Origin of the sequence: Streptomyces sp. rh34 (assembly GCF_002551245.1) — a bacterium.
GTDB lineage: Bacteria > Actinomycetota > Actinomycetes > Streptomycetales > Streptomycetaceae > Streptomyces.
In genome coordinates this window covers 19,053-42,066 of the sequence record NZ_NTGZ01000035.1, presented here as the reverse complement: position 1 = coordinate 42,066, position 23,014 = coordinate 19,053, and the positions used below count along the sequence as shown (strand labels likewise).

Genomic DNA, 23,014 nt, shown 5'->3' with positions numbered 1-23,014 from the left:
ATGAAAGGCTGCCCGAACCCGCATCGGTACACGCATGCATCGACAAGGCAGCCTTTCATCTGTCTCTTATACACGCCTCCCTCGCGCCATCAGAGATGTGTATAAGAGACAGCCTTCGCCCCGCCCCCGGCCGTCGCCCCGCCCCCCGCGCGCCCCGCCCACCGGCCGCCGAGCACCCCGCCGCCCGCCAGGCCGGACGTCGCGCGGGCCGTGGACGAGGTCAAGAAGCTGCTCGGCGAGGGCCGGATCACCCAGGCCGTGGACGTCCTCGGCGCCACGCTCCCGGCCGCCGCGGCCGAGCACGGCGAGCACTCACCGGTCGTCCGCATCCTGCGCAAGCAGTACGCCGCGACGCTGATGGACGACGGGCAGTACCGGCGCGCCCTGCCCGAGCTGCGCCGCCTCGCCGAGGACCGCGCCGCCGAAGCGGGCCAGGCCGACGCCCAGGCCCTCCAGTTCCGCTACGACGCCGCCCAGTGCCTCGAACAGCTCGGCGAGGCCGGGGCCGCGCTGGTCGAGTACCGCGCGGTCCTCCCGTACTACGAGAACGCCTACGGGCCGATCGCCCCCGACCCCGCCCGCGCACTCGACATCCGGCACCGCATCGGGCAACTGCTCCTGGCGGTCGGCGACCACACCGCGGGCCGGGCACAGCTCCAGGCCCTGCTGTACGACGCCGAGCGCACCTACGGGCCGCACCACCCGCTGCCGATGGACCTGCGTCGCCTGCTCAGCCACCAGCGGGACGTCCGCGGGGGCTGACAGTGCCCCCCATACCGGGCCACATCCCCAACTCCTCCCGAATCGTTGGTCGAATCGGTGGCACCGGCCACCTCCACTGCCTAACATCGATCACCGCAAGGCTTTGTGCACTGATGCACAAACTCTCCCCGGGAGGCTCCTTTGCACCGCCGTCGTCGCACCGCGCTCGCCGTCCTCGCCGCGACACTCGTCGCCGCGCCGCTCCTTTCGGCCTGCGGCAACCAGTCCCACCCCGGCGCCGCGGCCGTCGTGGGCGGAGAGCGGATCGAGGTGTCGACGGTCCAGGACCGCGCCGCGGACGTCCGCAGCGCCCAGAACAGCTCCCCGGAGGCCGCCCAGCTGGTGAACAAGTCGGGCCAGCTCAACCGCGCCAAGCTGCACGGGCTGATCTTCGGCCGGGTCCTCGACCGCGCCGCCGCGGACGCGGGGGTCACGGTCACCCGCAAGGAGATCCAGGAGATGCGGCAGGCCAACCGCGCCCAGCAGGGCGGCGAGGAGCGGTTCGAGGCGATGATGCTCCAGCAGCGCTGGGTCGCCCCGGAACAGATCGACGCCGACATGCGCCAGGAGGTCCAGCTCCCGAAGCTGGCCGAGGCGCTCGGCGCTGACCTGGGCACACCGGCCGGCCAGCAGGTCGTCGGCGAGGCCCTCACCAAGGCGTCGAAGGCCCTCGACATCGACGTCAATCCGCGCTTCGGCACCTGGGACGACCAGAAGATGCAGCTCGGCAACTACAGCGCGCCCTGGATCACCCAGGTCACCGAGTTCCCGCCGAAGGACGCCCCGGCGGGGGCCTGAACCGGCGGGGGCCTGAACCGGCAGGGGCCTGAACCGGCGGACGTCCGAACCGGCGGGCCGGAGCCCCGGGGCCGGAGGTAGGTTCGCAGGGTGAACGCCGAAGCCCCCGACGCCTCCGTCGAGACCCCCGCCGACCCCGGCCGCATCGTCCTGCTCACCGCCAGCCACCGGGTCGCGCCCGGCCTGCTGTCCTGGCCGGCCTGGCAGACGCTGCACGCGGCCGACCGGGTCCTCGTCGCCGACCCGGACCACCCGCAGCTCCCCTACCTCCGCGAGGCGGGCGTACGCGTCGAGCACGCCACGCCCTCGGCCGACGAACTGGTCGCCGGCTGCGCGGGCGGCCGGACCGTCGTCGTCCTGGTCGGCGGCGAGGGCGACAGCCGCCTGACGGACGGCCTGGCCCGGCTCGGCGGCTCGGGCCGGGTGGCCATGCCGGACCTGGAACTGCTCCCCGGCTCCTACGACCTGCCCGGGGCCCGCCTGCTGGACCTGGTCCAGGTCATGGACCGCATCCGCCGCGAGTGCCCCTGGACCTCGCGGAAGACGCACCGGGGCCTCGTCAAGTACGCCATTGAGGAGGCGTACGAACTGGTCGAGGCGATCGAGGACGGCGACCGGGACGAACTGCGCGAGGAACTCGGCGACGTCCTGCTCCAGGTCGTCTTCCACGCGCGGATCGCCGAGGAGGACACCGAGGAGCCCTTCGCCATCGACGACGTCGCCGGCGGCCTCGTCGAGAAGCTGATCCACCGCCACCCGCACGTCTTCGGCGACGAGAGCGCCGAGACCCCCGAGGACGTCCACGCGCACTGGCTGCGCACCAAGGCGATCGAGAAGCAGCGCACCTCGGTCACCGAAGGCGTCCCCGTCGGCCAGCCCGGCCTGGCCCTCGCCGCGAAGCTCGCGAGCCGCGTCCGTACGGCGGGCCTCGACGTCCCCCTCCCCACCGGCGACACCATCGGCTACGAACTCCTGGCCCTCGCCGTCTCCGCCGAGGCGAACGGCGCCGACCCGGAGGCCGCCCTGCGCGCGGCGGCCCGCGCCTACCGCGACGCGATCGTGGCGGCGGAGGGCGACGCGGTCCCTCCCGCACCGCGCACGGTCACCGACACCCCGCCCGATAACGTCGGGGCGTGAACGACACCCCCGCCTGCCCCCACCGCGACCCCGCACCCGCCCCGGCCACCCCCGAACTCTTCACCTGGGAGTTCGCCACCGACCCCTACCCCGCCTACGCCTGGCTCCGCGAGCACCGTCCCGTGTACCGCACCGCGCTGCCCAGCGGGGTCGAGGCCTGGCTCGTGACGCGGTACGGGGACGCCAAGCAGGCGCTCGCCGACGCACGGCTCTCCAAGAATCCGGCCAACCACGCCGAGTCGCCGCACGCCAAGGGGAAGACGGGCATCCCGGGGGAGCGCAAGGCGGAGCTGATGACGCATCTGCTCAATATCGACCCGCCGGACCACACCCGGCTGCGCCGGCTCGTGTCCAAGGCGTTCACCCCGCGCCGGGTCGCGGAGTTCGCGCCCCGCGTGCAGGAGCTGACGGACCGGCTCATCGACGATTTCGTGGAGAAGGGGAACGCCGACCTCATCCACGACTTCGCCTTCCCGCTCCCCATCTACGCCATCTGCGACCTGCTCGGCGTCCCCGAGGAGGACCAGGGCGACTTCCGGGACTGGGCGGGCATGATGATCCGGCACGGCGGCGGGCCGCGCGGCGGGGTCGCCCGGTCGGTGAAGAAGATGCGCGGCTACCTCGCCGAACTCATCCACCGGAAGAGGGAGAACCCCGGCGACGACCTGATCTCTGGGCTGATCCGGGCCAGCGACCACGGCGAGCACCTCACGGAGAACGAGGCGGCCGCCATGGCGTTCATCCTGTTGTTCGCCGGGTTCGAGACGACGGTCAACCTCATCGGCAACGGGACCTACGCGCTCCTGCGCCACCCCGAGCAGCGCACCCGGCTGGAGGCCTCCCTGGCGGCGGGGGAGGACGCGCTGCTGGCCACCGGGATCGAGGAGCTGCTCCGGTTCGACGGACCGGTCGAGATGGCGACCTGGCGGTACGCCACCGAGGCGCTGACCCTGGGCGGTGAGGAGATCGCCGCCGGGGACCCCGTACTGGTGGTGCTGGCGGCGGCCGACCGCGACCCGGAGCGGTTCGCGGATCCGGACACCCTGGACCTCGCACGGCGTGACAATCAGCACCTCGGATACGGGCACGGCGTCCACTACTGCCTGGGAGCGCCACTGGCCCGGCTGGAGGGGCAGACCGCGCTGGCCACGCTGTTGAGGCGCCTTCCTGACCTGCGACTTGCGGGAGAACCTGGCGATTTGCGCTGGCGTGGCGGGCTCATCATGCGTGGACTGCGCACTCTTCCGGTCGAGTTCGAACCGGGGAGCCGGTCCGAAAAAAGTGACACAGTGTCAACTCTGTGACTTTCACGTGATCTGCGCTGCATCGACTTGTGACACACGTTCGAGTCCCGCTAGGTTCACGGTTCGACGCGTCGGTCGCACCTTGCTCACGCGTCACCTGTGCGCCGAGGCAGGCACGGAATCCGCTGCGCGGCGTTCAGGACACTCGCTTGTCAGTCGCACGGAAGGCATACCCATGGGCTCCGCGAACGGCAGACACCGCCGCCCTCGCCAGGCACCCGCCCTCATCGTCGCCGCGGGGGTGACGGGATCGGCCATCGCCATCCCGCTGCTCGGCGCCGGCGGTGCGCACGCGGCCGAGGCCACCACCTGGGACCGGGTCGCGGAGTGCGAGAGCGGCGGCATGTGGAGCGCCGATCTCGGCAACGGCTACTACGGCGGGCTTCAGTTCTCGCAGGAAACCTGGTCGGCGTACGGCGGCACGGCGTTCGCGCCCCGCGCCGACCTCGCCAGCCGCTCGCAGCAGATCTCCGTCGCCGAGAAGGTCCTGGACGACCAGGGCCCGAAGGCGTGGCCCAGCTGTGCGGTGATCTCCGGCCTCGCGGTGGACGGAAGTCTGCCCGGCGTCGACCCGGGCACCTCGCCGACGGCCGACCCGTCGGCAGATCCCTCGGCCGACCCGACGGACACCCCGACCGACGAGGCGGACCCGACCGGCGAAACGGATGAATCCGGCACGTCCGGAGAAGTCGATGGATCCGGTGAGGGTGAGCGGAGCGGCGAGACGGGCAGGAGCGACAGCGGTGGTACGGAGAAGGGGGGCGAGGCCCCCGACTCCTCGGTGACGCCCTCCGCCCCGCCGGCCTCCGGCGCCCCCGACGCCTCGGACCCCGGCACGGCCCCCGACGCCTCGACGGGCGAGGGTGGCCAGGGGGGCAAGCATCGGGGGACCCCCGCGCCCGACGAGTCCGAAGCGGGCCGGGAGGGCGGCCCCCGTGAGTCCGGCCGGCACGCCTCGCGCGGCGACGGCGACGCGCGGGACGGCGGCGCGGCGACCGCCGGCGGGTACACGGTGCGGCCCGGGGACAACCTCTGGGCGATCGCCGACGCACAGGAGATCCCCGGCGGCTGGACCGGCCTCTACGAGACGAACAAGGGCCTCCTGGGCTCCGACCCGGACCTGATCCTGCCCGGCCAGAACCTGGATCTGGGCCTGGAGCGGAGTGCGGATCAGGGTGCGGGCGAGCGTGCGGAGCAGGTCGCGCCGGAGGGCGCCGAGGAGCCCGCCGCCAACTGATCGAACGCGGAAAACACCCCGAAAAATCGGGGCAGTTAAGAGACCTATGTCCACTTTTGCGTAAGTGAGACATGGGTCTCTTTGCTTCAACTGGTGCGTTCTGTCCGGCCGGTCCGGGCGCAACGCCCCCGACCTGCGGAAACGACCTGCCTGCCACGGCGAGTTCGGGTTGATTGCCCCCTATGTCCATCTTTGAATGTCGGGGTTGCCTGTGTTTACGGTCGGAGCCGCTCGCACCGCGGGCCCCGTCGACCGTCACGCCGAATCCTGCCGTCGGTCGAAGGGAACAGACGCGTAAGCGCCGTAGGCAGGAGCGGGGGACCCAGGTAAGCCGCCGGGTCCGGACGCCTCGTCGAACCGACGGGGGCGTACGGGACCGGCTAGGGGTGAAGTCGCGAGCAGCACCGTGCGACCGGGCAACTCATCAGCCCGAACCCGACAGCTCACCTCGTAGGCGTCGGTGAGGAGATTCGTTCCATGCTGCTGAACAGCAAGGGCAAGCACCGCCGCCCGTCCAAGGCCACCCGTATCGCCACCCTCGCGGGGGTCACCGGCGCCGCCGTCGTCGTCCCGCTGATGGGTGCGACCAACGCCTCCGCCGCCTCCGTCGAGACCTGGGACGCCGTCGCCCAGTGCGAGTCCGGCGGCAACTGGTCCATCAACACCGGCAACGGCTACTACGGCGGACTGCAGTTCTCGCAGTCCAGCTGGGCCGCCGCCGGCGGTACGCAGTACGCCTCCCGTGCCGACCTGGCCTCCAAGGACCAGCAGATCGCCACCGCCGAGAAGCTCCTCGACATGCAGGGCCCGGGCGCCTGGGCCTGCGCCGGCGCCGGCGGCCTCACCAACGACGGTGTGGACCCGGGCGTGAACACCGGCTCCGGCTCCGGCGAGAGCAAGCCCGAGCAGGCGCAGCCCGAGCGTCAGGCCGAGCAGCCCACCACGCGCTCCGAGCAGCGCACCGCTCCGCAGGCCGAGAAGAAGGCCGAGAGCAAGAAGACCGTCACCACCCCGACCGGCGAGAAGGTCCAGAAGGGTGACGGCGAGTACAAGGTCGAGGCCGGCGACACCCTGAGCAGCATCGCCCAGGCGGAAGACGTCAAGGGCGGCTGGAGCCAGCTCTTCGAGCTCAACGACGACATCGTCAAGGACGCGGACCTGATCTTCCCGGGTCAGCAGCTCCACCTGAAGTAATCGCCGTCTCTCCTCCCCGGAGGAGAAGCGTCCGGCGGCACTTCTCCTCGCACGGCTTCCCGGCCCGGCGCGCTCGTTCCCCCCAGCGCGCCGGGCCGGACTCTTCGTGAGCGGCGGGCGCCGATGGGTCCGCATGCGTTCACCTCTTGTTGTTACCGCTCAGTAGATTTCTAGAGTTTTGTCCCGTGATGCAGGCCCTTGGGTCCTTTTTCGTCCCAGGAGACGGGCGGTCGGCTGGCCGACGCGGCCGGGCCCGATAGGCTCGTGTCGCAAGGCCACAGTGACCCTGCACAACCAGTGTCAGATCCCAGAAGGAGATGCCTCGTGCCGTCCATCGACGTCGTCGTAGCCAGGGAAATCCTCGACTCCCGGGGCAACCCCACGGTCGAGGTCGAGGTTGGCCTCGACGACGGCAGCACGGGCCGTGCTGCTGTTCCGTCCGGCGCCTCCACCGGTGCGTTCGAGGCCATTGAGCTTCGCGACGGTGACCCCAACCGCTACATGGGCAAGGGCGTCGAGAAGGCCGTCCTCGCCGTCATCGAGCAGATCGGCCCGGAGCTCGTCGGGTACGACGCCACCGAGCAGCGCCTCATCGACCAGGCGATGTTCGACCTGGACGCCACCGAGAACAAGGCCTCGCTCGGCGCGAACGCCATCCTCGGCGTCTCGCTGGCCGTCGCGCACGCCGCCTCCGAGGCGTCCGACCTGCCGCTCTTCCGCTACCTCGGCGGCCCGAACGCGCACCTGCTGCCCGTTCCGATGATGAACATCCTGAACGGCGGCTCGCACGCCGACTCCAACGTGGACGTCCAGGAGTTCATGATCGCCCCGATCGGCGCGGAGTCCTTCTCCGAGGCCCTGCGCTGGGGCGCGGAGGTCTACCACACGCTGAAGAAGGTCCTCAAGACCAAGGGCCTGTCCACCGGACTCGGCGACGAGGGCGGCTTCGCCCCGAACCTGGAGTCCAACCGCGCCGCCCTGGACCTCATCGTCGAGGCCATCAAGGAGGCCGGTTACGTCCCGGGCCGCGACATCGCGCTCGCGCTCGACGTCGCCGCGTCCGAGTTCTACAAGGACGGCGTCTACGAGTTCGAGGGCAAGTCCCGCTCGGCCGCCGAGATGACCGAGTACTACGAGGAGCTCGTCTCCGCGTACCCGCTGGTCTCCATCGAGGACCCGCTGTACGAGGACGACTGGGCCGGCTGGAAGGTCATCACCGACCGCATCGGGGCCAAGGTCCAGATCGTCGGCGACGACCTCTTCGTCACCAATCCCGAGCGTCTGGCCCGCGGCATCGAGGAGGGCTCCGCCAACGCCCTGCTCGTGAAGGTCAACCAGATCGGTTCGCTGACCGAGACCCTGGACGCCGTCGAGCTGGCCCAGCGCAACGGCTTCAAGTGCATGATGTCGCACCGCTCCGGCGAGACCGAGGACGTCACCATCGCCGACCTCGCCGTCGCCGTGAACTGTGGTCAGATCAAGACCGGCGCCCCGGCCCGTTCGGACCGCGTCGCCAAGTACAACCAGCTGCTGCGCATCGAGGAGATCCTCGACGACGCCGCGGTGTACGCGGGCCGTTCCGCCTTCCCGCGCTTCAAGGGCTGACCCGTAGTCGTAGGACGGTAGCCTCCGCCCGTCCCCGCACCCGGTCCCGTACCGTGTGCGGGGACGGACGTGTGTAACGGGGAGGCGGGAGACATGGCCGGGAAGGACCGCGACCGGTTCTCCACCGCGACCAGGCTGCGACTGCTCGGCGAGCAGACCGCCGCCCGCGTGTACCGATCCCAGAACCGCCGGCAGGCCCGCCGCTCCCGGCTCACCGGCCGGGCCGCGTTCCTGGCGCTGGTGGTCTGCTCCCTGGTGGTGGCGCTCGCCTACCCGATGCGGCAGTACGTCTCCCAGCGCGACGAGATCGCCGAGCAGGAACGGCTCTCGCAGCAGGCGGAGCGGCGCACCGAGGAGCTGCGGGACGAGAAGGCGCGGCTCCAGGACGACGCGTACATCATGCGGCTGGCCCGCCAGCACCTCCATTACGTCCTCCCCGGGGAGACCGGTTACACCGTGGCCGACCCCGACGCGGCTCAGGACCGCCGCGGCGAGTCGGGGGCGAGCGACCGCCCGTGGCACTCGAACCTCTGGGACGGCGTGGACAGCGCCGACCGGGCCGACCGCGACTGACCGACCGACGACCGTCACGTCCACTTCTACGAGCTTTCGAGCAGAACCAAGGCAGGCATGGAAACGCCCCCTCCGCAGACCGAGTCCACCAAGCCCACCGACGCGGACATCGCCGCGTTCGAGCAGCAGCTCGGCCGCCCGCCGCGCGGCCTGCGCGCCATCGCGCACCGCTGCCCGTGCGGCAACCCGGACGTGGTGGAGACCCAGCCCCGTCTGGAGGACGGCACGCCGTTCCCGACGACGTACTACCTCACCTGCCCCCGGGCGGCCTCGGCGATCGGCACGCTGGAGGCCAACGGGGTCATGAAGGAGATGACGGCCCGTCTGGAGACCGACCCGGAGCTGGCCGACGCCTACCGGGCCGCGCACGAGGACTACATCACCCGCCGCGACGCCATCGAGGTCCTGGAGGGCTTCCCGAGCGCGGGCGGCATGCCGGACCGGGTGAAGTGCCTGCACGTCCTGGTCGGCCACTCGCTGGCCGCCGGCCCCGGGGTGAACCCGCTGGGCGACGAGGCCATCGCGATGCTGCCCGAGTGGTGGGCCAAGGGCCCCTGCGTCACGCCCTGCGGCGGGGCCCCCGAGGGGCAGGACGCATGACCCGGGTCGCCGCCGTCGACTGCGGTACGAACTCCATCCGGCTCCTCGTCGCCGACGTGGACCCCGCCACCGGCTCCTTCACCGAGCTGGACCGGCGCATGACGATCGTCCGCCTCGGCCAGGGGGTGGACCAGACCGGCCGGCTCGCCCCCGCGGCGCTGGAGCGGACGTTCGCCGCCTGCCGCGAGTACGCGGCGGCCATCGAGGAGCTGGGCGCCGTACGGATCCGCTTCGTCGCCACCTCCGCCTCCCGCGACGCCGAGAACAGCGCCGACTTCGTGGCCGGGGTCCGGGACATCCTCGGCGTCGAGCCCGAGGTGATCACCGGCGACCAGGAGGCGCAGCTCTCCTTCGACGGGGCCACCAGGGAACTGGCGGGCAGCGACCACCTGGCGAAGCCGTATCTGGTCGTCGACATCGGCGGCGGCTCCACCGAGTTCGTCCTCGGCTCGGACCGGGTGGAGGCGGCCCGGTCCGTGGACATCGGCTGCGTACGGATGACGGAGCGTCACCTGATCGTGGACGGGACCGTCATTGACCCGCCCAGCCACGAGCGGGCCGCGGCGATCCGCGCGGACGTCGACGCCGCCCTCGACCTCGCCGAGCGGACCGTGCCGCTCAAGGGCGCCGGTACGCTCGTCGGTCTCGCGGGCACCGTCACCACCGTCGCCGGAATCGCGCTGGAACTGCCGGAGTACGACTCCGGGGCCATCCACCACTCCCGGGTCACCCGCGGCCAGGTCCGCGCGATCGCCGAGCACCTGCTCCGCTCCACCCACGAGGAGCGCGCCGCGATCCCCGTGATGCACCCGGGCCGGGTCGACGTGATCGGCGCGGGGGCGCTCGTCCTGCTCGCCGTGATGGAGCGGACGGGAGCCCACGAGGTCGTCGTCAGCGAGCACGACATCCTCGACGGCATCGCCTGGAGCGCCGCTTAGGCGAAGGGCCGGCAGGTTCCGGGAGGGGAAGCGACGGATGGCTCAGGAGGCGACGCGCGCCCCGCGCGGGGCCGTCGAGCGGATGGAACACCACCAGGTGGTGATCTACCTCGCCGCGATGGCCCTCGGCGCCCTCCTCGGGCTGGCCGCCCCCTCCGCGGGACCGGGTCTCGAACACCTCGTCAACCCGGTCCTGGGCGCACTGCTCTTCGTGACCTTCCTTCAGGTCCCGGCGGCCGAGCTGCTGCGCTCGCTGCGCGACGGCCGGTTCCTGTCCGCCGCGCTGGTGGTGAACTTTGTCGTCGTGCCGGTCGTCGTCGCCGCGATGTTCTCCTTCCTGCCCGCCGACCGGGCGGTACGCCTCGGAGTGCTGCTCGTGCTGCTCTGCCCGTGCGTCGACTACGTGATCGTCTTCAGCGGTCTCGCCGGCGGCTCGGCCCGCCGGCTGCTCGCCGCGACCCCGCTGCTGCTGGTCGCACAGATGGCGCTGCTGCCGCTCCTCCTGTACGCGTTCCTCGGCTCCGGGCTCGCCGACCTCGTGGAGGCGGGGCCGTTCCTGGAGGCGTTCGTCCTTCTGGTCGTCGTGCCGCTCGCGCTCGCCTGGGCGCTCCAGTTCTGGGCGGGGCGGCGGGAGAGCGGGCGCCGGGTGTCCGGCGCGGCGTCCACGACGATGGTGCCGCTGATGGCCGCGACCCTGCTGGTCGTCGTCGCCTCCCAGGTGCCGGAGCTGGGAGGCAACCTCACCGACGTCGCCGCGGTGGTCCCCTTCTACGCGGCGTTCCTGGTGGTGATGGCCTTCGCGGGGAAGGCGGTCGCCCGGCTCTTCCGGCTCGACGTGCCCGGCGGGCGGGCCGTGGTCTTCAGCGGGGCGACCCGTAACTCCCTGGTCGTTCTGCCGCTCGCCCTGTCCCTGCCGGACGCGTACGCCGTCGCGGCCGTCGTGGTGGTCACGCAGACCCTGGTCGAGGTCGTCGGGATGGTGCTCTGCGTCCGGGCCGTCCCCCGCCTGCTGCCCGCTCCTTCGCGCCGTCACCTGCACCGTTGAGCCCCGATCCGGTCACTCCGGACCGCCCGGGGGTCCCCTTCGGAGCCGCGCCGCGAGAAACTTCGTGAACTTCTTCACAAGGAATGGGGCCCTGTTGGTCGTTGTTGGGGCCCGTCAGGCTCGAACGGGGCGCCCGGGAGGGTGCGCGGAGGTGTCGCGCGCGGGTTCCGGGAGCGTTGCGTCCGCATGAAGGGGAGGGGTGGTCCGCACCTCCCGAAGGGTCAAGGGCCAGCTCACAAGCGGTGAACAACGTTTCCCGCAGTGCTGTGGTTCCCTTTCGTGCCCATGACCTGGGTCACGTGGGCGGCGAAGTGTAGCAGAGGGTCGGCCAATCCTTGTGAAGGGGCTCACGAGCACCCCCCTGGGGCGGGGTGGATACTCGATGGCATGAGCACCACGGAGCGTCCCAGGATCCTCGTTGTAGGCGGTGGGTACGTAGGCCTGTACGCAGCTCGTCGCATTCTGAAGAAGATGCGATACGGGGAGGCGACCGTCACGGTCGTCGACCCGCGGTCGTACATGACCTACCAGCCCTTCCTCCCCGAAGCTGCTGCCGGCAGCATCTCGCCTCGGCATGTCGTCGTCCCGCTGCGACGTGTGCTGCCCAAGGCTGAGGTTCTCACCGGTCGTGTCACGACCATCGATCAGGACCGCAAGGTCGCCACGGTCGCGCCGATCGTCGGCGAGGCCTACGAGCTGCCCTTCGACTACCTGGTCATCGCGATGGGCGCGGTCTCCCGTACCTTCCCGATCCCCGGCCTCGCCGAGCAGGGCATCGGCATGAAGGGCATCGAGGAGTCCATCGGCCTGCGCAACCACGTCCTGGAGCAGCTGGACAAGGCTGACTCCACGACCGACGAGGACGTCCGCCGCAAGGCGCTGACGTTCGTCTTCGTGGGCGGCGGCTTCGCCGGCGCGGAGACCATCGGCGAGGTCGAGGACATGGCCCGCGACGCGGCGAAGTACTACACCAACGTGAAGCGCGAGGACATGCGCTTCATCCTCGTCGACGCCGCCGACAAGATCCTTCCCGAGGTCGGCCCGAAGCTGGGCGCCTACGGCAAGGAGCACCTGGAGAGCCGCGGTGTGGAGATCTACCTCTCCACCTCGATGGACTCCTGCGTCGACGGCCACGTGGTGCTGAAGAACGGCCTGGAGGTCGACTCCAGCACCATCGTGTGGACCGCCGGTGTGAAGCCGAACCCGGCGCTGGCGCGCTTCGGCCTGCCGCTCGGCCCCCGCGGTCACGTGGACACCTCGGAGAAGCTCCAGGTGCAGGGCAGCGACTACATCTGGGCCGCGGGCGACAACGCCCAGGTGCCGGACATGGTCGGCCGCCGCGCCGGCAACCCGAACGCCTGGTGCCCGCCCAACGCCCAGCACGCGCTGCGTCAGGCGAAGGTGCTCGGCGACAACGTGATCTCCGGCATGCGGGGCTTCCCGCAGAAGGAGTACAGCCACGCCAACAAGGGCGCCGTCGCCGGTCTCGGCCTGCACAAGGGCGTCGCGATGATCGTCATGGGCAAGGTGAAGATCAAGCTCAAGGGCCGTCTCGCCTGGTACATGCACCGCGGCTACCACGGCATGGCCATGCCGACCTGGAACCGCAAGATCCGGGTCTTCGCCGACTGGACGCTGGCGATGTTCCTCAAGCGCGAGGTCGTCTCGCTCGGCGCCATGGAGACGCCGCGCGAGGAGTTCTACGAGGCCGCCAAGCCGGCCCCGGCTCCGGCCGCCGCCAAGCCCGAGGGCGAGAAGGCCAAGGCCTCCTGACCCCCCGGTGAAGCGCTCCGAGGGGGGCGCGCCGTACGACGCCCGAAGGGGCCGTCCGCCATCCGTGGTGCGGACGGCCCCTTCGGCGTATCCGGGTGCGGTCCCGGACCGGGGCCGACGGCGGGCCGTGGCCGGTTTCCGCCCGTATGGGTGGCGCATACATGCTTTTTGCCGTTTCGTTGCCCGGTAGCGGAATGACGGAGTGTGCGAGGACAGTTGACGCAGGTGTACCTCGCCACGGCACCGGGGTGTCGCGGCGGGGCTACGAGCATGTCTGTTGCCTGTGCTTGTCGTGCTTGTCGGGGAAACACCACGGAGGTGTGCGCCATGGCAGACGCCGCGTCGCGGCTGACCGCTCTTGCCGAGGAGTTGCTCTCGGAACCCCTGCCGGTCCGTATCCGGGCCTGGGACGGCAGCGAATCGGGGCCGCCCGGCGCCCCGGTCCTCGTGATCCGCCACCGCCGCGCTCTGCGCCGGCTCCTGTGGAAGCCGGGCGAGCTGGGCCTGGCCCGCGCCTGGGTGGCCGGGGAGATCGATATCGAGGGCGACCTGTACGAAGCGCTCGGCGAGCTGGCCGGGCTGCTCTGGGACCGGGGCGCCGACGCCAAGGATTCCGTCCACCCGGTCCGCGACCCCAAGGTCCGCGCCTTCGCCCGCGGCCTCCTCGACCTCGCGGGCCCCTGGCCGCCGCCGGCCCCGCCCGCCGAGGAAGTGCGCCGCCGCACCGGCCCGCTGCACACCAGACGCCGCGACAAGGAGGCCATCAGCCACCACTACGACGTCGGAAACGACTTCTACGCCCTGGTGCTCGGCCCCTCCATGGTCTACTCCTGCGCCTACTGGCAGGACGGGGAGAGCCTGGAGGACGCCCAGCGCGACAAGCTCGACCTGGTCTCCCGCAAGCTCGGCCTGAAGGAGGGCGAGCGGCTCCTGGACGTCGGCTGCGGCTGGGGCTCCATGGCCATCCACGCCGCCCGTACGTACGGGGCGCAGGTCACCGGCATCACCCTCTCCCAGGAGCAGGCGGCCCACGCCCGCAAGCGCATCGCCGAGGAGGGCCTGACCGACCGGATCGAGATCCGCGTCCAGGACTACCGGGACGTCCGCGACGGCCCGTACGACGCGATCTCCTCGATCGGCATGGCCGAGCACGTCGGATCGGTCCGCTACCGGGAGTACGCGGACGACCTCTACGCCCTCCTGAAGCCCGGCGGCCGACTCCTGAACCACCAGATCGCCCGCCGCCCCGAGAAGGACGAGGACGCCTACCGCATCGACGCGTTCATCGACGCCTACGTCTTCCCCGACGGCGAACTGGCCCCGCTCGGCCGCACCCTGGCCACCCTGGAGGAGGCCGGCTTCGAGGCCCGGGACGTCGAGGCACTGCGCGAGCACTACGCGCTGACCCTGCGCCGGTGGGTGGCCAACCTGGAGCAGCACTGGGAGCGGGCGGTACGCGCCACATCACCGGGCCGGGCCAGGGTCTGGCGGCTGTACATGGCCGCCTCGGCGCTCTCCTTCGAGCACAACAAGATCGGCGTCAACCAGATCCTCGCGGTACGCCCGACGGACGGCGGCGGCTCCCGGATGCCGCTGCGCGCCCGCACCTGGACGGAGCCCGCCGAGGGCGGGGGCGCCTGACCCGTACGCGTACGTCAACGGGTGAGGGGCCGGTGCACCGCTCTCCAGCGGTGCACCGGCCCCTCGTCGCCCCCACGCCCCGGGCGCGGGCTACTCGGTCTTGATCGCCGTCAGCATGTTGAGCTTCGCGGCGCTGCGCGCGGGCCACAGCGAGGCGAGGACGCCCACCAGGCCGGCGAGGAGCAGGAAGAGGCCGAGCCGGTCCCACGGGATGACCAGGGCGTAGCCGGGGATGTCGGCGGACAGGGTCTGGCCGATCGCCCAGCCGAGGAAGACCCCGAGGCCGACCCCGATCACCGCGCCGAAGAGCGAGATGACGACGGCCTCCAGACGGATCATCCGCTTGACGCGGCCCCGGTCGAGGCCGATCGCACGGAGCATGCCGATCTCCTGCTGCCGCTCGAACACCGACATCGCGAGGGTGTTGACGACTCCGAGGACAGCGATCAGCAGGGCCATGGCGAGCAGCCCGTACATGATGTTCAGGGCGGTGTTGATGAAGCCGCCGAACATGTCACGGATGTCCTGCCGGTCCATGACGCTCATCGCCGGGTTGTCGCCGAGCGCGTCCACGATCGCCTGCTCGTTGGCCTTGCTCGCGCCGCCGTCCGCCTTGATCCAGATCTCGCGGATGTCGGGGCGGGACGACGCGCTGTGCTTGTCCGCGAGCTCCTTCGGGATGAGGAAGGGCGAGAGGAACTCGTTCTCCTCGTAGAGCGCCCCGACCGTCACCTCGCCCTTCTTCTCGTCGTCGAACGTCACCGGGAGGGTGTCGCCGGTCTTCCAGCCGTGGGACTTGGCGGTCTTGGAGCCGACCGCGACCTGCCCGTCCTTGAGCGAGCCGAGCGAACCGGAGAGGGTCGTCAGCGAGAAGACCTTCTCCACGTCGCCCGGGGTGACGCCTGAGGCCGAGTAGCCCCCACCGTCGACCTCGAACCAGGTCGCCTGCTGCGGCGAGAGCGCGGAGACGCCGTCGGCCTTCGCGAGGGCCTTGAGCGCGGACTCGTCGAGCGCGTCGCCGCTGGCCATCGAGACCATGTAGTCGGCCTTGATGTTGTCCGTGGTCATCTTGTCGATGGCCTGGCCGAGCGTGACGCCGAGCACCGAGATGCCGGTGACCAGGGTCAGCCCGATGGCCAGCGCGGAGGCGGTGGCTCCGGTACGCCGCGGGTTGCGGACCGCGTTCTGCGAGGCCAGCTTCCCGGAGACGCCGAACAGCTTCTTCAGCAGCGGCCGGACCAGCGCGATGACCGGGCGCGAGAGCAGCGGGATCAGGATGATGACGCCGATCAGGGCGAAGAACGCGCCGCCCGCGACCAACTGCCGGCCGGACGTGCCGCCGGCCGCCGCGCCGCCGACGATCCCCGCGGCGCCGAGGAGGGCGATCACGCCGCCGATGGAGTTCCGTACGACCAGGGACTTGGTGGAGGCGGTGGCGTGCACGCTGCTCATCGCGGCCACCGGGGCGATCTTCGCGGCCCGGCGGGCGGGCAGCCAGGCGGCCAGCACCGTGATCAGGATGCCGACCGCGAAGGCGGAGAGGACGGCCGTCGGCGAGACGACCAGCGGCCCGGCGGGGATCTTGCCGCCCAGGAGGCCCATCGCGGAGCGCAGTCCGGTGGCGAGGCCGAGACCGAGGGCGAAGCCGATGACGGAGGCGAGCGTGCCGACGACCGCCGCTTCCATCAGCACCGAGCGCTTGACCTGACGGCGGGTGGCTCCGATGGCCCGCATCAGGGCCAGCTCACGGGTCCGCTGGGCGATCAGCATGGTGAAGGTGTTGGCGATGAGGAAGATACCGACGAACAGCGCGATGCCGGCGAACGCCAGCAGCATGCCGTTGAGGCCGGCCATCCCGTTCTCGATGTCCTTCGCCTGCCGGTCCGCCAGCGCCTTGCCGGTCTGCGCGGTGGCGTCCTCCGGCAGCAGGGGCTCGATGGCGTCCAGCAGCTTCTGGTCGGAGACTCCGCCCGCGGCGGAGACGGTGGCGTTCTGGAAGACGCCGGGCTTCAGGTAGAGCTTCTGGGCGGTCGGGGTGTCGAACAGCACGAGGCTGCCGCCCGCGTTGACCGCGCCGTCCTCGGTGGTGAAGATCCCCGAGAGCGTGTACTCCTTCACCGGGCCGTTGGTGGCAACCCGCACCGGGTCGCCGACGCGGTACTTGCCCTTGCTCGCGGTGTCCTTGTCGAGCGCGACCGAGCCGTTCTTCGCCGGGCCCGAGCCGTCGGTGAAGACGTAGCTCGCGTCCTTGCCGTCCTTGCCGGGGGCGAAGTTGGCACCGGTGTTGGACCAGCCGTTGCCGATCAGCTTGCCGTCGGGGTCGGCGACCCCTGCGAAGCCGTTGACCCGGCCGGTGGCGGAGGCCACGCCGTCCAGGCCCCGGATCTTCTCCAGGGTGGCCTCGTCGATGCCGTAGGTCTTCTCGTCGTCGCCGGCGAACGTCTCCACGGAGACGGCGACGTTGTCGTAGCTCTTGGCGGACTGCTTGCTGAAGGCGTTGCCGAGGGTGTCGGTGAAGACCAGGGTGCCGGAGACGAACGCTACGCCGAGCATGACGGCGAGCACGGTCATCAGCAGCCTGGCCTTGTGCGCGAGCACATTGCGCAGGGCGGTACGGAACATGTCTGTGTGTCCTGGGATGGGTTCCGGAAGGGGGACGGGGACGCGCGGGGGCGGCGGCCGGGGTACGGCGGGCGCCCGTGTCGGCCGGTGCGGCGGCCGTGTCGGCCGGCCGCCGACGGCGTCAGCTCGTGCGGCCCTTCGCGTCGAACGCCTTCATCCGGTCGAGGACCCCGTCGGCGGTCGGGTGCATCATCTGGTCGACGACCGCGCCGTCCGCGAGGAAGATGACCCGGTCCGCGTAGGAGGCGGCGACCGGGTCGTGCGTCACCATCACCACGGTCTGGCCCAGCTCGCGCACCGAGTTGCGCAGGAAGCCGAGGACCTCCGCGCCGGAGCGGGAGTCCAGGTTTCCGGTCGGCTCGTCACCGAAGATGATCTCGGGCTGCGAGGCCAGGGCGCGGGCCACGGCGACACGCTGCTGCTGACCGCCGGAGAGCTCGGTCGGGCGGTGCTTCAGCCGGTCCGAGAGCCCGACCATGTCGATCACCTTCTGGAGCCACGCGGCGTCCGGCTTACGGCCCGCGATGTCCATCGGCAGGGTGATGTTCTCCAGCGCGGTGAGCGTCGGCAGCAGGTTGAACGCCTGGAAGATGAAGCCGATCTTGTCCCGGCGCAACTGCGTGAGCTGCTTGTCCTTCAGCGTGGACAGCTCGGTCTCGCCGATGCGCACCGAACCGCTGCTGAAGCTGTCGAGGCCGGCGACGCAGTGCATCAGCGTCGACTTGCCGGAGCCCGAGGGGCCCATGATCGCGGTGAACTCGCCCTGCGGGAAGTCCACGGTCACCCGGTCCAGGGCGACGACCTGTGTCTCGCCCTCGCCGTAGACCTTCGACAGCTCCGTGGCGCGGGCAGCCACCGCGGTGGCGCGGTGAACGGTGGGGGTGGTGGTCACAGGGACGCTCCTGGTTCGGGTGACGCGGACGCATGGGCCGTGCTGAGGCGGGCGCTGGCGCCATGCCTCGGGGACTTACTCCATCGTCACGTCCCGATCGGCCCCGGTCGTCACTCCCGATGCCCGTTCCCGTGGCCGTCTTGAGTCGCATCGAGGGCGTGGATCCATCCTCCTCGGGTATGACACCGACCCTGACCGGAGTCGTGGCCACCGCTTCGTGGTCACCCACCGTGAGTACGCGGGGTCGCGGGCGGGGAGCGGTCCCGGCGGCTGGCCGGCCCTCCCGGAGCGGTGCCGGACCCGGGGCCGGAGCGGTGCGGGAGCGGTGCCGGACCCGAGGGGGTGGCGGACGCCCTGGCGAAGCCTGGCGCGGACCTGGCGCGTTGGGCCGTACGAGTGCGGCGACTTTCCGTCATTCCCGCGCGGTGCGCGGACCGCTCATGATCGGCCGGAGGCGTGCGGCCAGCCCGGCCAGATGTCCTGACGGTCCCTCAAGCGGTCAATAAAATAAGACAACATCGCGCCACTGTTCCGCTGATCGAGGGACGTCCCCGGATAGGGTCGGTAGCCAAACGCGGAGCCGCGCGGCACGCCCGGATGGTGGAACGTAGACACGGCGAGCTTAAACCTCGCTGCCCCTCGGGGGCGTGCCGGTTCGAGTCCGGCTCCGGGCACCACGCGCCGCACCGTGCGTGACCCGGACGGCCCAGACCGTGACCGGCGTCCGGTTCTGTGAGCCCCGCCACCCGACGTCCCGTGATCCCGGCCTCGCGCGACCGTCCTTCCGGGCTCTCCGAGTGCCTCGTCGCAGCCCGCCGCAAAGATCCTCCCCTGGCACTAGGGTGATTCTTTTGCCTACCCATTACCCTTGTGGCAAGGCCACGCAGTGTGGCCATGGAGGAGTGAGATGAGGAGCAGCAACCCGGTCTTCTCGCGACGGGGGTTCAGCCGCGACAACGGCCACGCGGGCTTCAACGCGACGCCGCAGGCCGGGGCCACCGCGACGGGTGCCAACCCGTACGCGCAGGGCACCGCCGCCAACCCGTACGCCACCAACCCCTACGCGCAGACGGACATCCAGGGCGCCCCGCAGGCGCCCGCCCGTCCCGACGTGATGACCATCGACGACGTGGTGACGCGTACGGCGATGACGCTCGGCACCGTGATCGTCGCCGCGACCGCCGCCTGGTGGACGCTGCCGGTCGACAAGGAGAACGTCGGCACGGCGATCGGCGTCGCCATCGGCGCCGCGATCATCGGCTTCGTGCTGTCGCTGGTGAACTCGTTCAAGCGCCGGCCCTCGCCGCCGCTGATCCTGACGTACGCGGCGTTCGAGGGTGTCTTCCTCGGCGTCATCAGCAACATCGTCAGTGTCTACTGGGCTCCCGGCGCCGCGATGCAGGCGGTGATCGGCACCATGGCGGTCTTCGCCGGTGTGCTGATCGCCTACCGCACCGGACTGATCCGGGTCACGCGCCGCTTCTACGGATTCGTGATGGCGGCCGCCATCGGCTTCACGCTGCTGATGATGGTCAACCTCCTGTTCGCCGTGTTCGGCGGCGGTGACGGCCTCGGCTTCCGCAGCGGCGCGCTCGGCGTCATCTTCGGCATCGTGGCCATCGTCATCGGCGCGTGCATCCTCGCCCTGAACTTCAAGCAGGTCGAGGACGGCATCGCGTACGGCGCCCCGCGCGAGGAGTCCTGGCTGGCGGCCTTCGGCCTCACCGTGACCCTGGTGTGGATCTACATCGAGATGCTGCGCCTGGTCGCGATCCTCAGCGGCGACGACTGACCGACCGCGGAGCACGGGTAGCACCCCGCGGTACGCGCACCACCGGAACGGCCCGCAGGCATCGCGCCTGCGGGCCGTTCCGCGTTCCGTGCCCCGGGGCGTTGGCAACCGTGCGGGAGGGCCGCGTAGGGTCGGCCGGGTGCTCGATACGACGCCCCTCATCCTGGCCGTGGACCATTTCGCCGATCGGCTGCGCGCGGCCCCGCAGAGCCGCCTCCAGCGCGGTGCGGCCGCCGAGGCGCTGGCCGCGGCCCGCGAACTCGGTGCCCGGGCCCAGCGTCTGGAGAACCCGGACGCCGAGCCGCGTGAGATGCCGGACGCCGGGATGTTCGCCGTGGGCGACCAACTCGCCGTCGCCGGGCGGGACCTGGCCGTGGCACTGGAAGCGGCCCCGTCCCAGGAGCTGGACGAGGCCGTGCGGTATGTCGGGGAAGCGGCGGCGCGGGCTTTCGCGTGAGCGGCCCGCGCCCGGCGGACCGGGGTGGTACGGAGCGGACCCCGGTCAGAACGAGGCGATGACGCGGTCGGCGAGGATGTACACGTTGTCCTCGCCGCAGGAGAAGGTCAGCGCGTAGGCGCCCGAGACGCCCGAGCCGCCCAGCAGTACCGGCTGCCGGCCCGCCCGCAGGGCGTCGGCGAGGCGCTCGGCGGTCTCGCGGTGACCGGGGGTCATGCAGAGCGTGGTGCCGTCGGCGAAGACGTACACGTCGAGCGTGCCCAGCGGGCCGGGCCGCACGTCGGTCAGCTCGGTCGCGGTGCCGGCCAGCTCGTCGAGCCGGTTCACGGTGCGCTCGTGGTCGGTGACCACCGGTGCCTGTACGGGGATGAAGTCCGGGTGCGAGGGGTGGCGGCGGCGGGCGGCGGCCAGCTCGGGGGAGTCCTCGGGGAACTCCGTGATCTCCGGAAGGTCGGTCAGCTCGCCGATCTCGTGCTCCGCGAGGGTCCGCTCGCTCAGCTCCGCGAGCTCCTCCATCGCCTCGGCCGCTTCGAGGTCCATCGACTCCAGACCGGCGAAGTCGGCCTGCCGGGGCAGGTAGTACGGGGCGTCGTCGCCGAGGCCGGACAGGCCGCCCAGCAAGGACGGGGCGTCGGCGGCGTCACGGGCTTCCTGGGCGGCCCAGAAGGCGCGCGCCTCGGCCAGCTCGCGTTCGCGCTCCTCGGCGAGCGCTTCGGCGACGGCCGCGCGTATCTCCTCGGCGGGAGTGGCCGTACTGCGGCTCTGTGGTGGCACGGAAGCACGGAGAGCGTGGCCGGCGGCCAGCTCCGTGCGCAGCGCCGCGACCTGCTTGCGCAGCCCGTGAGCGGCGTGCAGTGCGGCGGCGCCGACGGCCGTGGCAGCGGCGGTGGTCAGCAACAGGGCAAATGACATGGCGCTCACTGACATACTCCCGGTTTCTATCGATACCCCCGACTTCCTACATCAGCTTGGCCTGTACCGGTACGTGCTGTCAGTGCATTACGTCACGAAATGGACAGGTCTTTCGGTCCGATGTTTAGCCCCATATCGGCGGTGACCTGCGAAAACGACTCTCCCCCGGGACGCAGATCACATCCTGGGGGAGATTCGGTCACGGTCGGAGCTCGGTGGGGTTCGAAACCCCCGCCGCGCGGGAGGCGAGGGGGCCTCGCAGGCCTCAGCCCAGCCGCCCGTACCGGTGGTCGCGCTGGGCTTCGCCTCCGCTGCGGGCAGGTGCCGCCTTCGTTCCTCAGCCGACCCCTACCCTCCGCTGCGGCTCAGCTCAGCCGCTCGATCACCATCGCCATGCCCTGGCCGCCGCCCACGCACATCGTCTCCAGGCCCCACTGCTTGTCGTGGAACCGGAGGCTGTTGATCAGCGTGCCGGTGATGCGGGCGCCGGTCATGCCGAAGGGGTGGCCGACGGCGATCGCGCCGCCGTTGACGTTGACCTTGTCCAGCGGCAGGCCGAGGTCCCGGTAGGAGGGGATGACCTGGGCGGCGAACGCCTCGTTGATCTCGGCGAGGTCGATGTCGTCGATGGTCAGACCGGCCCGCTTCAGCGCCTGCTTGCTGGCCTCGACCGGGCCGTACCCCATGATCTCGGGGGAGAGGCCGGACACGCCGGTGGAGACGATCCGGGCCAGCGGGGTCAGGCCCAGCTCGCGCGCCTTGGTGTCGGACATGATCACCAGCGCCGCGGCACCGTCGTTGAGCGGGCAGCAGTTGGCCGCGGTGACCAGGCCGTCGGGGCGGAAGACCGGCTTCAGACCCTGCACGCCCTCCATGGTGACGCCCGCGCGCGGGCCGTCGTCCTTGGAGACCACGGTGCCGTCGGGGGTGGTGACCGGGGTGATCTCCCGCTCCCAGAAGCCGTTCTTCAGGGCCTCCTCGGCGAGGTTCTGCGACCGTACGCCGAACTCGTCCATCTCCTGGCGGGTGACGCCCTTGGACCGGGCCAGGTTCTCCGCGGTCTGCCCCATCGAGATGTACGCGTCCGGCACGAGGCCGTCCTCGCGCGGGTCGTGCCAGCTCGCGCCGGACTCCTCGGCGCGGGCGGCGGTGCGGGCCTCGGCCTCGGCGAACAGCGGGTTGTGCGTGTCCGGGAGGCTGTCGGAGTTGCCCTTGGTGAAGCGGGACACCATCTCGACGCCGGCCGAGATGAAGACGTCGCCCTCGCCCGCCTTGATCGCGTGCAGCGCCATCCGGCTGGTCTGCAGCGAGGAGGAGCAGTAGCGGGTGACCGTACAGCCGGGAAGGTGGTCCATCCCCATCTGTACGGCGATGACGCGGCCGAGGTTGTTGCCCTGCTCGCCGCCGGGCAGGCCGCAGCCCAGCATCAGGTCGTCGATGTCCTTCGGGTCCAGCTCGGGGACCTTGGCCAGCGCGGTCTGGATGATCGTGGCGGTCAGGTCGTCCGCGCGCAGGTCCTTCAGAGACCCCTTGAAGGCGCGGCCGATCGGTGAACGGGCGGCAGAGACGATCACGGCTTCGGGCATCACGCGGCTCCAAGGGGCTGGAAGGCTGTGTGGACGGGCGGACTCCTCTGGAAGTTACCCGGACGTATCGCCGGGGTCACCCGGCAGGCCGTGTGATGCGGGACTCTTTTCTAAGCGCTTGCTCAGGTGGCGCCCGGGCCCCGGCC

Annotated in this window: 18 protein-coding genes, 1 tRNA gene, 1 pseudogene and 1 riboswitch; of the genes and pseudogenes, 16 read left to right on the top strand and 4 right to left on the bottom strand. The window is 71.1% G+C overall.

Going from position 1 to position 23,014, the window contains the following annotated elements:
* Window positions 1-117: 117 nt before the first annotated feature.
* From CR470_RS10150 to CR470_RS10090, 13 genes and pseudogenes are all read left to right on the top strand, one after another.
* Window positions 118-762, top strand: a pseudogene (locus tag CR470_RS10150) (serine/threonine protein kinase); the annotation flags it as partial.
* A 141-nt stretch (window positions 763-903) separates the two neighbouring features.
* Window positions 904-1,560: a SurA N-terminal domain-containing protein gene (locus tag CR470_RS10145; RefSeq protein WP_097867241.1), complete on the top strand. Its 657-nt coding sequence runs from the start codon at window positions 904-906 to the stop codon at window positions 1,558-1,560.
* 90 nt (window positions 1,561-1,650) lie between these two features.
* A complete protein-coding gene (locus CR470_RS10140) occupies window positions 1,651-2,697 on the top strand; it encodes a nucleoside triphosphate pyrophosphohydrolase (protein WP_097867240.1) in 1,047 nt (348 codons plus the stop codon).
* Complete coding sequence (locus CR470_RS10135; protein WP_097867239.1) at window positions 2,694-4,001, top strand: cytochrome P450 family protein; 1,308 nt, start codon at window positions 2,694-2,696, stop codon at window positions 3,999-4,001. Before CR470_RS10140 ends, CR470_RS10135 begins: the two co-directional genes overlap by 4 nt.
* A gap of 175 nt (window positions 4,002-4,176) precedes the next feature.
* Entirely contained in the window at window positions 4,177-5,238 is a 1,062-nt protein-coding gene (locus CR470_RS10130; RefSeq protein WP_097867238.1) for a LysM peptidoglycan-binding domain-containing protein, read from the top strand.
* Between the two features lie 289 nt (window positions 5,239-5,527).
* Window positions 5,528-5,710: riboswitch (cyclic di-AMP (ydaO/yuaA leader) on the top strand.
* Between the two features lie 5 nt (window positions 5,711-5,715).
* Complete coding sequence (locus CR470_RS10125; protein ID WP_097867237.1) at window positions 5,716-6,432, top strand: LysM peptidoglycan-binding domain-containing protein; 717 nt, start codon at window positions 5,716-5,718, stop codon at window positions 6,430-6,432.
* A 324-nt stretch (window positions 6,433-6,756) separates the two neighbouring features.
* Entirely contained in the window at window positions 6,757-8,037 is a 1,281-nt protein-coding gene (eno, locus tag CR470_RS10120) for a phosphopyruvate hydratase (protein WP_007456034.1), read from the top strand.
* A gap of 93 nt (window positions 8,038-8,130) precedes the next feature.
* On the top strand, window positions 8,131-8,610 hold the full coding sequence (locus tag CR470_RS10115; RefSeq protein ID WP_097867236.1) for an FtsB family cell division protein: 480 nt from the start codon (window positions 8,131-8,133) through the stop codon (window positions 8,608-8,610).
* 57 nt (window positions 8,611-8,667) lie between these two features.
* Entirely contained in the window at window positions 8,668-9,210 is a 543-nt protein-coding gene (locus tag CR470_RS10110) for a DUF501 domain-containing protein (RefSeq protein WP_097867235.1), read from the top strand.
* A complete protein-coding gene (locus tag CR470_RS10105) occupies window positions 9,207-10,148 on the top strand; it encodes a Ppx/GppA phosphatase family protein (RefSeq protein ID WP_097867234.1) in 942 nt (313 codons plus the stop codon). Before CR470_RS10110 ends, CR470_RS10105 begins: the two co-directional genes overlap by 4 nt.
* A gap of 37 nt (window positions 10,149-10,185) precedes the next feature.
* Complete coding sequence (locus CR470_RS10100) at window positions 10,186-11,193, top strand: bile acid:sodium symporter (RefSeq protein ID WP_097867233.1); 1,008 nt, start codon at window positions 10,186-10,188, stop codon at window positions 11,191-11,193.
* A gap of 387 nt (window positions 11,194-11,580) precedes the next feature.
* Window positions 11,581-12,966: an NAD(P)/FAD-dependent oxidoreductase gene (locus CR470_RS10095; RefSeq protein ID WP_097867232.1), complete on the top strand. Its 1,386-nt coding sequence runs from the start codon at window positions 11,581-11,583 to the stop codon at window positions 12,964-12,966.
* A gap of 327 nt (window positions 12,967-13,293) precedes the next feature.
* Window positions 13,294-14,607: an SAM-dependent methyltransferase gene (locus CR470_RS10090; protein ID WP_097867231.1), complete on the top strand. Its 1,314-nt coding sequence runs from the start codon at window positions 13,294-13,296 to the stop codon at window positions 14,605-14,607.
* Window positions 14,608-14,697: 90 nt separating this feature from the next.
* Here the strand turns inward: CR470_RS10090 and CR470_RS10085 are convergent, their stop codons facing one another.
* Together CR470_RS10085 and CR470_RS10080 are read right to left on the bottom strand one after the other, a co-directional pair.
* On the bottom strand, window positions 14,698-17,229 hold the full coding sequence (locus CR470_RS10085; protein ID WP_097867230.1) for an ABC transporter permease: 2,532 nt from the start codon (window positions 17,227-17,229) through the stop codon (window positions 14,698-14,700).
* Window positions 17,230-17,350: 121 nt separating this feature from the next.
* On the bottom strand, window positions 17,351-18,121 hold the full coding sequence (locus CR470_RS10080) for an ABC transporter ATP-binding protein (protein WP_097867229.1): 771 nt from the start codon (window positions 18,119-18,121) through the stop codon (window positions 17,351-17,353).
* A gap of 591 nt (window positions 18,122-18,712) precedes the next feature.
* Here CR470_RS10080 and CR470_RS10075 point away from each other — a divergent pair.
* From CR470_RS10075 to CR470_RS10065, 3 genes are all read left to right on the top strand, one after another.
* Window positions 18,713-18,798, top strand: a tRNA-Leu gene (locus CR470_RS10075).
* Window positions 18,799-19,028: 230 nt separating this feature from the next.
* On the top strand, window positions 19,029-19,913 hold the full coding sequence (locus tag CR470_RS10070; RefSeq protein WP_097867228.1) for a Bax inhibitor-1/YccA family protein: 885 nt from the start codon (window positions 19,029-19,031) through the stop codon (window positions 19,911-19,913).
* 139 nt (window positions 19,914-20,052) lie between these two features.
* Window positions 20,053-20,370: a hypothetical protein gene (locus CR470_RS10065; protein WP_097867227.1), complete on the top strand. Its 318-nt coding sequence runs from the start codon at window positions 20,053-20,055 to the stop codon at window positions 20,368-20,370.
* Window positions 20,371-20,415: 45 nt separating this feature from the next.
* Here the strand turns inward: CR470_RS10065 and CR470_RS10060 are convergent, their stop codons facing one another.
* Together CR470_RS10060 and CR470_RS10055 are read right to left on the bottom strand one after the other, a co-directional pair.
* Complete coding sequence (locus CR470_RS10060; protein ID WP_373561399.1) at window positions 20,416-21,282, bottom strand: hypothetical protein; 867 nt, start codon at window positions 21,280-21,282, stop codon at window positions 20,416-20,418.
* 365 nt (window positions 21,283-21,647) lie between these two features.
* Window positions 21,648-22,868 (bottom strand): acetyl-CoA C-acetyltransferase, encoded by a 1,221-nt coding sequence (locus CR470_RS10055; RefSeq protein ID WP_097867225.1) that lies wholly within the window; start codon window positions 22,866-22,868, stop codon window positions 21,648-21,650.
* Window positions 22,869-23,014: the final 146 nt, after the last annotated feature.